Raw genomic sequence first — 12,693 nt, 5'->3', positions numbered from 1 at the left:
TAAACACAGAATAATAATTCAACTTAATTATAACTTAGTTGATATTAGAATTTGGGAAATTCACCTATGTGTAAAGTGTAGCCTCAAGGTTAAGGTTAAAAATTAAATAAAATTGCGCGATTTATTCATAAAAATAACTCATACATGACTGGTAGATTTAGTGCTATCTACTGACCATGTATGAGTTAATTTTTCATATTGAATGGCTTTATTTTGTGTATTGAATGATTGAGTATCTTTTGGAATACGAGATGTTTCAGAAGTTGTTGCTTCCTTTGAACTATTTGAATTATTATTTTTATTTATATTTTCGACATTTTTATTATTATCAGCATCTAAGACAGCGCCGCGCATATCATTTCCTTGAAAAGTACCAATTAAAATCATGATTAAATAACTACAACATAATACTGCTACGACTGTAAGATAAATTGAAACGGCAAACTTAACAGATCTACTCAATGAACTGCCTCCTAAATATAGTTATTAACTACTTCACATATAATGTAACACTTAATCTTTAATATCATGTAAAGATGCAGTAAAGTTTATATTTTTTACAAAAGCTAATTACTGTAAGAATAAAAATTTATTAAAATTTCTTTGTGGTTTTTATAAAATTATATTTTGTTTATAAAACGTTGTCATAACAGTATTTCAAACGGCACAACAGTGTAATATTACTTGCATTGTAAAGGTTGATTTACATTTAATTAACGCGTCCTTTAAACAGTTAAAACTAAATCAATAACGCCGTGATAGCATATCTGTATTGAATGATAGGGAGTAACTAACCTCATATTAGTTCACTCTTTTTAATAACCATAATTCAAGTATCCTGAGATTCTTAAAGGAATAATTAAGTATTCAAATAAAAATTAAATGTGCTGACGAAAAGAGGGACCCAAGTTGCTACTAATCATAATTTGTGTAGGCTTAATTCTTTGGTTGGGTATAGTCGAAAAGAAACGACACTCACGCCGATTAGAAAGAATACCTATACGTATAAACATTAATGGTATAAGAGGTAAATCAACCATTACAAGATTGATATACAGCACACTGCGTGAGGACAATTACAGAGTAATTGGTAAAACAACTGGCACTGACGCACGTATGTTGTATTGGTTTACACCAAGAGAATATCCAGTCTATAGAAAGCCTCAAGGTGCAAACATTGGTGAACAAAGGGATATCATTCGTAAAGTGGTCAAACACAAAGCGAATGCTCTAGTTAATGAATGTATGGCAGTAAATCCTGATTATCAAATCACTTTCCAAAAGGAATTGGTTAAGGCCAATATTGGTGTGATTGTTAATGTTATGGAGGATCACATGGATGTACTTGGCCCAACATTGAAAGAAGTAGCAGAAGCGTTTACCGCAACAATTCCATATAAAGGGCATCTTATAGTAATGAAAGATGATTATACTGAGTTCTTTGCAAAGGTGGCAAAACGACGTAAGACCAAACTTATTGTTGTTGATAAAGATGAGGTTCCAGAATCTTATTTAAGACAATTTGGATACATAGTCTTTCCAGATAACGTTGCGATTGCAATGGGCGTAGCAGAAGCCTTAGGTATAGATAGAGAAACAGCATTGAGAGGTATGTTGAATGCGCCTCCTGATGTTGGCGCTGTAGAAGTAAAATACTTTAATGCAAACAATTCGACAAACGTCTATGTCAATGCATTCGCTGCAAATGAGCCAAAATCTACGATAGCAATATTAAACAAAGTCGAAGATTACAATTATCCGTACTCAAGCATTGTTATCGTATTGAATTGTCGGGCAGATAGAGTGGATAGAACAAGACAATTTGTTGAAGACTTTATACCTCATGTTGAGTTCGATACGTTAATTTGTACTGGGAAAAGTACACAAATGGTCACTGAGGCAATGAAAAATCAACCAGATAAGAAATACTTGAACTTTGAAGGCAAAAGTATAAAGGCAGTTGAAGAAGCATTATATGCTGAATCGACAAATGCCTTAATCTTCTGTGTTGGTAATATTCATGGACCAGGTAAACAAATAGCGCAATATATAGAAGGGATCAAATAATATGATAGGTTCAGAGTTATATTTTTCATTATTTGTGGGCATCGTATTGAGTTTAATCTTTGCCGAAAAATTTGGTATTAGTCCAGCGGGTCTTGTTGTCCCAGGATACTTAGCTTTAATATTTGATCAACCAGTTATGTTATTATCCGTACTTATCATCAGTTGCATTACATATTTTATTGTAAATCATGGTGTGAGTCGCTTTGTCATATTATATGGACGTAGGAAATTTGCGGCAATGATACTTACTGGTATGGTACTAAAATTTATATTCGATTTAATCTATCCACTGACCCCATTTGAAATGGTGGAAATGTCAGGTATTGGGGTTGTTATACCTGGTATTATTGCAAATACGATTCAAAAACAAGGTGTCATTATTACTTTATCTACATGTATGCTATTAACATGTATTACTTACGTCATCTTATTCTTTTATAGCTTTATTAATTAGTAAGGAGCATGTATATGAAGAATTCAAAACGACTTTCTATAGATGAACGTGTATTAAAGTGGACCAAGCGGCATAAAAAGCGCAACACTATATACACCAGTATTATCTTAATAGCTGCAGTAGTACTGTTAGTATTCACCATGACATCACAAAAAACATATCCAGTTAAGGCGATGACCAAAGCTAAGAATGACATCAGGATGACTTACTTGGGTAATGTTGAATTAAATAAACACATTCGTAAGAACGACATAAATGACGCTTTTAGTGCGGTGAAACCAATCTTGAAAGGGAGTGATTACTCCACAGCAAGCTTGAAATTTTCTAAATTCGCAAATGATAAGAATGGAAATATTAAAGGTAATTTAAATAATGTCATGTTCTTAAAGGGATTAAATATTAAAAGTTTAAATATTATCAATCAGGTGACCGATAATATTACTGCCAGAGATTTTAGTAAAGCAGTTGAAGCTAAAGCAGGTTATAACTATTTAACTGGCAATGGTTCGAATCCTATTAATAGTAAGACTGTTCAACAAACTGTAAAAGGGAAAAAAATTGCAACAGTATCATTTTCAGATGTTGAATCTGACTATACAGATCCTTTGAAAAATACGACATCCATTAGTTTAGAGCCAAATATCTTTATTCCATTAATTAAAAAACTAAAAGAAAACAATGATTACGTAGTAGTTAATGTGGATTGGGGCATTCCTGATGAAAGGAGTGTCACAACACGTCAAAAACAATATGCACATGCTTTATCTGATGCTGGTGCTGATGTAATCGTTGGTCACAACACAGTTGTTCAAGAAATTGAACAATATAAAAACACGAATATTTTTTATAGTTTAGGTAATGTTACTTCTGAAGGATTTTTATCTAAAAATAAACAAGGATTAACCGTTCAACAAAACTGGGACGGTAAGAAGTCACAATTTATGGTAACACCGATTAAGTCACAAGGTGGCAAGATTACTGAATCAAGACCAAACAAAATAGAAGAAATAAAACTGTTAAATAATTTGCAAAGTGATAGCGTAAAACTTAAAAAAGAGAATGGAGGTTACGTATATGAACATTAAAGAAAATTGGGTGAGCATTACAGTGATTGTAGTTGTGTTAATCATTTTCTTATTGATCGTTTTTGCTAGAGCAAATGAAGGTCTTGATCAATATGAATTGAATGAACTTAAATCAACGCATCATCAATATCTGTCTAAAGGAGCCTGAGTATGAGCATTTATAATAAACGTGTGCTCATCGTAATACTTATCCTTACTATCATTATTTCTGTGTTATTTTTCTTAGTTACGAAAAAAGACAACTATGATAAAGACGATTTGTATGAGAATAAAATTGCTGATCATAAACAAGACACATCAGACAAAAATTACGGTGTAGCATCAAATAACCCTATCGCGACACGCGTAGGTGAGAAAATAATTAGAGATGGAGGCAATGCAATCGATGCATCTGTAGGTGTCTCTTATGCCTTAGCTGTTACTGAACCACATTCATCAGGTTTAGGCGGAGGGGGTGCAATGTTAGCTTATGATGGACAAGCAAATGTTGCACCAAAACAATGGCAATATAAAGATATCTCATCATTTAATTATAAAAATAAAGATCAAATCGGTACACCAGGTTTTGTTCGTGGTCTCCATGATGCACATAAAGATGCCGGTAAAATGGACGAAAAGAAAATACTTAACTATGTTATACCACTAGCCGAAGATGGTTTCGAAGTAGATTCAGAATTAGAGCGAAGCTTAAAATTGTATGGGTCTGACGTGGATAGAGATTCTCCTTTCTTTGATGGTAAACAAACGAAACGAGAAGGAGATGTGATTAAGCAACCAGAATTAGCGAAAACATTACGCGGTATTAGAGATAATGGTCCGGATTATTTTTACGATAAAGTCGGTAAAAGTATTTCTAAACAAGTCGATGATAAATTGACTGAAAAGGACTTCAAAGCCTATAAAACAACGAAAAAAGAACCTGTAAGTACAGATTATTTAAATACTAAAATTTATTCTGCATCAAATCCACTAGGCGGTACACTCATGCTACAAGGTATGAAGATTGATGAGGCAACCGATAATAAAGGGGCACCAGACAACCGTTTGGATTACATTACAGGTATATTGAAATCAAGAGCATTAATGTACAGAAATAGAGACATCGTTAATGGTCAGGATGAAGATTACGATCAATATTTATCTCAAGATTATTTATTAGGAAAATTAAACGAAGTTAATTTCAATAGTAACTTCAATACGACGAATATGGATAATACGAGTACTACGCACTTTGTTGTTATAGATAAGAAAGGTAAGTTAGTGAGTACAACCAATACATTGTCTAGTTTCTTTGGTACTGGTAAGTATATGAAAGAAGGATTCTATATGAATAACTCACTTTCAAACTTCTCTACGAATCCTGCAAGTCCAAACTATGCAGGTAAACATAAGGAACCAAGATCATTTACCGCACCTAGTATCGTTGTCGGACCAGATTATTACTTAGGCATAGGAACACCTGGAGGTAACAAAATACCGACTACCATTAATGAAGTACTTGTCGATTATTTAAGAGGCAATGGAACATTGCAAGAATCAATTGATAAACCTCGTTTCTATAATGATGGCGGAAAAATTTTCTATGAAAATGCAACCTCTAAACAAGATATAGACATATTCAAAAGTTTAGGATTCCAAATTGAAGAAAAACGCAATGATCCAAACTTTGGTAGTGTACAGGCAGCGCTATTCAATAAAAATGATAAAACTGTCGAAATAGGTCACGATGTTGGTAATAGATAAAATATAATATCAAACGTTTATGATGATTTATCTATAAATGTTTAAACAATCAAAAAAGAATAGATATCCTTATTGTTAACTACAGGTAAGGGTATCTACTCTTTTTTTAAACAGTAAAAGCATGTTGAGGTATTAGATTAGGATTACCAGCCTTGACCAGCAATATTGTAGTTGTCTAGTTTGCCGGATTGTAAATCTTGGATCGCAGCTTCCAATACATTGAGCGCTTGATCAAGTTGTTCGTAAGTAATAACTAAAGGTGGTTGGAAACGTAAGACATTTCCAGCTACAGCGATAATGACAACACCATGATCGAAACAACGATTACAAATCTTTAATGCAGCTGTAGCATCTCGAGTCTTATTCAATTTATCGGATACAATATCGATGCCGATTGATAAACCTTTGCCGCGTACATCACCAACAGCAGCATATTGGTTAACCCATTGATCCATACGTTTACGTACGTAGTCGCCTTTATCTTTACTTGCTTGCAGTAAATTTTGGTCCTCAATCATCGACAAAGTAGCTAGCGCAGCTTCACAGCTAACTGGGTTTGCCCCAGTCGTAAATAAGTGAGCTGGTGCATCTAAATAATCCATGATTTCAGCTCGGCCAACAATAGCAGACATCGGGAGACCACCGGCAAGTGATTTACCGAAAGTGATGATATCGGGTTCGATATCAAAGTGTGAAACAGAACTCCATTCACCAGTTCGACCAAGACCTTGTTGAATATCATCAACTGCTAACAGAATACCATGCGCTTTACACAGAGCTTGTAAGGCTTCAAAGTAACCATCAACTGGCTCTAATAGACCGCCATCACCTTGGAATGTTTCAATCATGATGCAAGCAACTTCTTCAGCGGGAACGTATTTTTCAAACATTTCTTTGAGTGGCGCTAAATAAGATTCAACAGAATTAGCTTCTGTATTGCCATACATGCCACGATATTTATCAGGATAAGGGATGTGATAGAAACCGGGTAACATAGGACCATACTTTTTACGCATATTTAAACTAATTGCAGACATGGATAATGAACCATAAGTTGATCCATGATAGGCATTAACGAAACTGATAACGTAAGGTCGACCGGTGTAAGCTTTTGCTAATTTGATTACGCCATCATTAGCATCGGACCCAGACAAGCCGAAGAGTACGCGTTTGTCGTAATCACCAGGTGAAATTGCACATAACTTTTTAGCTAACTTCACGAGTGGTTCATGGTACATGTAGGCTGGTGTGTAATGTATAAAGCGGTCAACTTGTGCCTTAATGGCATTCGTTACAGGTTCAGGTGCATGGCCGACATTTTGTGAACTGGCACTGGATAGTAAGTCTATATATTCATTGCCGTCAACATCGACTAAAGTTGCACCATAGCCGTGTGAGATAGCTAGAGGATAATACGGTATTCTGCCAGGTTTAGCAAAGTATTGATTATCTTCCATGATGATTTTTTCAGATTTAGACATAATTAATTCGCCTCCCAAGATATGGTGTTTGAGTTTAGCACTATATCATTCGAGGTCCATGTCTTTAAAATACGCATAATACCTCGTTTCATGTTATGCAATAGCGCTTTTGTTAGCTTTAAAATGTAAAACTATAGTTCGTAATCTATGCTATATGTAAAAATATACTAATGATTATCTGACTTGTAAATATATTCTGAAAATTTAAAGTTGAATAAAACTAAAATTAGATGTTATTTTCTCAAAAAGGGAAAAATAACATTTATGTATTAAAGTTTTAATTTTTATAAAAATATATCTAGAGTCAAAAAGTGGGATAAAACACTTCCACGTGGGGTATAACTACAAAAAAGGAATTAGTGATAGATATAATTATGTTTCTTACAAATGAATTGGGAGTCGTTAACGAAAATTTGATGAAAATAAAATTCAAGTAACTAAGCACACAGTAGATAGAGAGAATGTAATTCTTAGGGAGGAATTTATATGATTTATGCTGGTATCTTAGCAGGGGGCATTGGTTCTAGAATGGGAAACGTACCATTGCCAAAACAATTCTTAGATTTAGATGGTAAACCAATATTGGTGCATACAGTAGAGAAATTTCTGCTAACTAATGAATTTGACAAGATATACATTGCAACACCGCAAAAATGGATTTCACATACCAAAGACACATTAAAAAAACATAAAATCGATGATGACAGAATTACCATTATTCAAGGTGGCGCAGATCGCAATGAAACAATTATGAATATTATTGCAGCGATAGAAGCGGAATCTGGAGTTAATGAAACGGATGTAATTGTTACGCATGATGCTGTAAGACCGTTTTTAACAAGAAGAATTATTAAAGAGAATATTGATCAAGTCATACAACATGGTGCAGTCGATACGGTTATTCCGGCAACGGATACCATTATTACTTCAGCCGATGGAGAGTCGATACAATCTATACCAGTAAGAAATGAAATGTATCAAGGACAAACACCGCAATCGTTTAATATCAATTTATTACGCTCGAACTATAACAAATTATCTGCAGAAGATAAGCAAGTGTTAACGGACGCTTGTAAAATACTTGTCGTTAGCAATGAACACGTTCAATTAGTGAATGGCGAATTATACAACATTAAAATTACGACACCTTATGATCTCAAAGTAGCTAACTCAATCATAAAGGGTGGGATGTCGAGTGATTAATCAAGTATACCAACTCGTTGCACCAAGGCAAATCGAAGTCACGTACAATAATGAAGATATTAAGAGTGATCAAGTCGTAGTTCGACCGTTGTATTTATCCATTTGTGCAGCTGATCAACGCTATTATACCGGAAGTCGTAATCAAAGCGTCTTGCATAAAAAATTACCAATGTCATTAATACATGAAGGTGTTGGAGAAGTTGTTTACGATCAACAAGGTGAATTTGCAGTAGGAACGAAGGTGCTATTGGTTCCGAATACGCCTACTGAAGTAGACGATATGATTTCAGAGAATTATTTAGCGAGTAGTAAATTTAGGTCGAGTGGTTTTGATGGATTTATGCAGGATTATGTATTTATGGATCATGATCGACTTGTAGAATTGGATGATTCGATAAAGGATTTAAGTACAATTGCATATTCAGAATTAGTAAGCGTGAGTTGGCATGCAATTCAACGATTTAAACAAAAATCTATTTCAAATAGAAAGAGTTTTGGAATATGGGGAGATGGTAATTTAGGATACATTACAGCAATGTTGCTACATAAACTTTATCCTGATGCCAAAATTTATGCTTTTGGTAAAACAGACTTTAAATTAAGTCATTTTTCTTTCGTAGATGCAGTTTACCATATTCATGATATTCCAGAAGGTGTAACATTTGATCATGCTTTCGAATGTGTAGGTGGTAAAGGAAGCCAAGCTGCAATCAACCAAATGATAGATTTGATTTCTCCTGAAGGCAGTATTAGCTTACTAGGTGTTAGTGAATATGGCGTTGAGATTAATACGCGTATGGTATTAGAAAAAGGACTCACCTTGTTTGGTAGTAGCCGAAGTGGTGCGCAAGATTTTAAGGATGTAGCGCAATTATATAAAGATAATCCAGATATTGTAGAAAAGCTATCTTTATTAAAAGGTGAAGAATATGAAGTCAAAACCATCAACGATGCAATACAAGCATTTGAAGCAGATCTGTCTACATCATGGGGAAAGACAGTGATTAAGTGGACAATGTAGCATACGTAGATAATACACAAATTAGAATTGTACAACGTTAAAGTGAAGCTAGTTGATGAAAATATAAACCAACGTACTTAGAGAGGATTTGTTAAATTGACTCAATCAAAGTTTATAATCGATCATATATATTGGGAACGAATACAATTATATATTGAAGGTCATGTTGAAGGTATTGCGTTAAATGATAAAGCTATTTACCTTAGAAATTTGACAGAAACTAAGCAATTGTTAGCGAATCAGGTAACGATTGAGGATAATCATTTTACTGCACGATTTAATGTTGCCATTTTAGATGATGGGAATTATTTACCAAGTGGAGAATATCTTGTCGTTTACAAGGGTGATTATGATTATATTGCGCAAGTAAATGATACCTTATTAGACCCTACTAATTATGAGTTGTCAGAAGAAGCGATAGAACAATATGAAACTCAAGAAACAATAAACAGTAAACATAACTTTTTACTAGATCATTATAAATGGGTATTTAAAAAAGGCGGGAATTCAAAGCAAACAGAATATAGCGTCAAGCCTATGATATCTAGTGAAGTAAATGAATTTGTCTTAGATATTAACTTTAAAAGTCCAGCACCAAAGGTAAATCCATTAAAAAGAAAAATAGATGAACTAAAGGCAAAATATAATAAATACTCATATAATATAAGGGATTTTACCTTTAAAACAATATTCAATATAACGAAGTTTTTCCATTTGAGAAAAGGCAATACAGTATTGTTTACATCAGACTCTCGGAGTGATATGTCCGGTAATTTCTTGTATGTATACGAAGAAATGTTACGCCAAAATCTAGATGCTCAATATCAAATACATGCATTATTTAAATCAAATATTTCAGCACGAAGAAATTTTATAGATAAGTTTAGATTTCCTTATTTATTAGGTAAAGCTGATTACATATTTGTAGATGATTTCCATCCATTGTTATACAAGGTTAATTTTAGAAAAAGCCAAGAAATCATACAAGTATGGCATGCAGTGGGTGCATTTAAGACGGTTGGTTATAGTAGAGCAGGTAAAAAGGGCGGTCCTTTCTTTAACTCTGTGAATCACAGAAACTATACCAAGGCATTTGTATCTTCAGAAACGGATATTCCATTTTATGGAGAAGCATTTGGCATAAAGGAACAGAACATTATTCCAACAGGTGTACCTCGAACGGATACATTATTTGATGAGCAATATGAACAACAAATTGTTGCTGAAATGGAAGCTGAATTACCGATTATTCAAAGTAAAAAAGTTGTGCTCTTTGCACCAACCTTTAGAGGAAATGGTCATCATACAGCGCATTATCCATTCTTTAAGATCGACTTTGCACGCTTGGCACAATATTGCCAAACAAATCAGGCTGTAATTTTATTTAAAATGCATCCTTTCGTTAAAAATAAACTGGAAATACCTAGGCAATATCAAGAATATTTTGTAGATGTTTCAGAATTTAGAGAAGTAAATGACATATTATTTGTCACGGATATCTTAATTAGTGATTATTCATCACTTGTATATGAATTTGCAGTATTTAAACGACCAATGTTGTTTTATGCTTTTGATTTAGAAGATTATATTACGTCGCGTGATTTTTATGAACCTTATGAAACCTTTGTACCAGGAAAGATTGTTGAGACATTTACTGAACTTATGATTGCACTAGAGCATGGCGACTATGAAGCGGAAAAAGTAGAGCCATTCCTTAATAAACACTTTAAATACCAAGATGGACGTTCTAGTGAAAGATTAGTTAGAAATGTGTTTGGTAGTTGATTCATACTCAGTTACATGCATAGAGACGACTTGATAAAGGTGGAATAAATAATGAAATTTTCAGTGATTATACCTAGTTATAATTCAGAAAGGTATATAGCCGAATTACTCGATAGTTTGAAGAATCAAACAATTGATAAACAACAATATGAGGTGTTATTAGTCGATGACTGTTCGACGGATAAAACACTAGAAATTGCTAAAACTTATGAGAATAAGATGAATTTAATAATAAAACGTTTAGAACAGAACTCTGGAGGTCCAGGCAAACCAAGAAATACAGCTTTGAAAATAGCACAAGGGGAATTTGTCTTCTTTGTGGATTCTGATGATTATATACACCAAGATACATTAAAAGATGTGCAACAGTTTATTGAACGTAATAATCAGGACGTGGTTTTAGTGAAAATGGAAGGCGTTAATGGTCGCGGAGTTCCAAAATCAATGTTCACTGAAACAAAGGCTGATGTTGCAATTGAAGATTCTAGAATCATTTATACATTAAGTCCAACGAAATTTTACCGCACAGCATTACTCAGAACGCATGATATTTATTTTCCAGAGCATATTAGAAGTGCTGAAGATCAAATATTTACCATGCAAGCCTATGTGAATGCTCAGAAGATAGGTGTGTTAGCAGATAAATCATATTATTATGCAACGAGACGCGAAGGTGAACATATGAGTGCTGCTTATGTGGAGCCTAAAGATTATTATCAAGCAATGCAACAAATCGTACGTGCTATTGTGCATAGTAAGACACTCAACAGCACTGATGCCGTATTACGTATATTTATCGAACGACACTTTAGTTTCTCAAGAACGACGCAATTTTCATTGAGAATTGCTGATGATAAGAAAGCTGAATGGATGGACGCAATTGGTGACTTTATTCATGAAATACCAGAGCGAGTTGATCAAATTGTTAGTGATAATTTAAAGCCATTATTATATTATGCGCGAAAAAAGGATCTATATCATTACCAAAAAGTGGAAGAAGGCTATCAAAATGGTGATATCTATGATATTAGTGCACATAAGAATAGTCTAACGTTACAGTTTGGAGAAGGAGAACCATTTTTCCACTTTGAGAATGCAGTCAAACCCGATATCAAGATGACTGACTTTACCTTTGATGAATCAGGAGTTAATTTGGAAATTGAATTTCTGAAAACATTGATTAATCCAAATCAATTAGCATCTAAGATTCAGTTGAAGCTAGTATCTAGAAATAAAAAGGAACTGATCTATATCCCTTTAGCAGTAAATGATAAGACGCGATTTAAATTTAGTATTAAGCATAATGAGTTAGTGCCATTTTTATTGAAAGAAAGAACTTGGGACTTATTCTTAGAGATGCGTGTCGATCAAATGACAATAACGAAACGGATTGGAAACAAGCGCGCTAAATATCGTTATGACAAAGAGACTAGTACAATTGTCAAACATGGTGAACGCTATTTTAGATTTACACCATATTTCACAAAAGACTTCGATAATTTATCATTCTATATAATTGAAAATGAATTAACACAAATGCTCAAACCGAAATTAGTTGGTAAACATCAAATTCAGTTGGAGTGCCAAGAATTTAATTATATCTTGAAAGAAGGTATTGCAACAATTAAGTCAGATGCGACATTTACAATAGGGTATTTATCGGTGAGTAAGACACAGCAACGATATAACTATCAAGTTGAAGTACCAGATAAAATGAAAAATAAAAATTTAAAAGGTCAATTTAATATCGAACTTCCGAATTTAAATTTAGAATTTTAAATTGAAAAATGATGTGTGAATCAATGTTAAATTGGTTCGCACATTTTTTAATTACAATGTTATTGATAATGGTTT

At 33.6% G+C, this 12,693-nt stretch carries 11 protein-coding genes; 9 read left to right on the top strand and 2 right to left on the bottom strand.

Annotated features, from left to right (window positions below; translation table 11 throughout):
• Positions 1–138: 138 nt before the first annotated feature.
• On the bottom strand, positions 139–462 hold the full coding sequence (locus SH09_RS14680; protein WP_042740334.1) for a hypothetical protein: 324 nt from the start codon (positions 460–462) through the stop codon (positions 139–141).
• Between the two features lie 447 nt (positions 463–909).
• Here SH09_RS14680 and pgsB point away from each other — a divergent pair, with 447 nt between their 5' ends.
• From pgsB to SH09_RS14660, 5 genes are read left to right on the top strand one after another with little or no spacing between them, the layout of a single operon-like run.
• Positions 910–2,067 carry a poly-gamma-glutamate synthase PgsB gene (pgsB, locus tag SH09_RS14675; RefSeq protein ID WP_042740333.1) on the top strand — a complete coding sequence of 386 codons (1,158 nt, stop codon included), beginning with the start codon at positions 910–912 and terminating at the stop codon, positions 2,065–2,067.
• A 1-nt stretch (position 2,068) separates the two neighbouring features.
• On the top strand, positions 2,069–2,521 hold the full coding sequence (gene pgsC / locus SH09_RS14670) for a poly-gamma-glutamate biosynthesis protein PgsC (RefSeq protein WP_042740332.1): 453 nt from the start codon (positions 2,069–2,071) through the stop codon (positions 2,519–2,521).
• 14 nt (positions 2,522–2,535) lie between these two features.
• The gene (locus tag SH09_RS14665; RefSeq protein ID WP_042740331.1) at positions 2,536–3,606 is read left to right on the top strand and encodes a CapA family protein; all 1,071 of its coding nucleotides are present in this window, start codon (positions 2,536–2,538) and stop codon (positions 3,604–3,606) included.
• Entirely contained in the window at positions 3,596–3,754 is a 159-nt protein-coding gene (locus tag SH09_RS16915) for a hypothetical protein (RefSeq protein WP_162846347.1), read from the top strand. Before SH09_RS14665 ends, SH09_RS16915 begins: the two co-directional genes overlap by 11 nt.
• Positions 3,755–3,756: 2 nt before the next feature.
• Positions 3,757–5,349: a gamma-glutamyltransferase gene (locus SH09_RS14660; RefSeq protein ID WP_042740330.1), complete on the top strand. Its 1,593-nt coding sequence runs from the start codon at positions 3,757–3,759 to the stop codon at positions 5,347–5,349.
• A gap of 143 nt (positions 5,350–5,492) precedes the next feature.
• Here SH09_RS14660 and SH09_RS14655 read toward each other — a convergent pair whose 3' ends face one another.
• On the bottom strand, positions 5,493–6,830 hold the full coding sequence (locus SH09_RS14655; RefSeq protein ID WP_042740329.1) for an aspartate aminotransferase family protein: 1,338 nt from the start codon (positions 6,828–6,830) through the stop codon (positions 5,493–5,495).
• Positions 6,831–7,316: 486 nt separating this feature from the next.
• Between SH09_RS14655 and SH09_RS14650 the strand changes: the two genes are divergently transcribed.
• From SH09_RS14650 to SH09_RS14635, 4 genes are all read left to right on the top strand, one after another.
• Positions 7,317–8,033 carry a D-ribitol-5-phosphate cytidylyltransferase gene (locus SH09_RS14650; RefSeq protein WP_042740328.1) on the top strand — a complete coding sequence of 239 codons (717 nt, stop codon included), beginning with the start codon at positions 7,317–7,319 and terminating at the stop codon, positions 8,031–8,033.
• A complete protein-coding gene (locus SH09_RS14645) occupies positions 8,026–9,054 on the top strand; it encodes an alcohol dehydrogenase catalytic domain-containing protein (protein ID WP_042740327.1) in 1,029 nt (342 codons plus the stop codon). The genes SH09_RS14650 and SH09_RS14645 overlap by 8 nt, the downstream gene beginning before the upstream one ends.
• A 96-nt stretch (positions 9,055–9,150) precedes the next feature.
• Positions 9,151–10,839, top strand: a complete 1,689-nt coding sequence (gene tarL, locus SH09_RS14640; RefSeq protein ID WP_042740326.1) for a teichoic acid ribitol-phosphate polymerase TarL — start codon at positions 9,151–9,153, stop codon at positions 10,837–10,839.
• 51 nt (positions 10,840–10,890) lie between these two features.
• On the top strand, positions 10,891–12,618 hold the full coding sequence (locus tag SH09_RS14635; protein ID WP_042740325.1) for a glycosyltransferase family 2 protein: 1,728 nt from the start codon (positions 10,891–10,893) through the stop codon (positions 12,616–12,618).
• Positions 12,619–12,693 lie beyond the last annotated feature (75 nt).

The organism is Staphylococcus gallinarum (assembly GCF_000875895.1).
Lineage (GTDB): Bacteria > Bacillota > Bacilli > Staphylococcales > Staphylococcaceae > Staphylococcus > Staphylococcus gallinarum.
The sequence above is the reverse complement of the archived record's forward strand: the minus strand, read 5'-3'. Positions and strand labels throughout refer to the sequence as shown.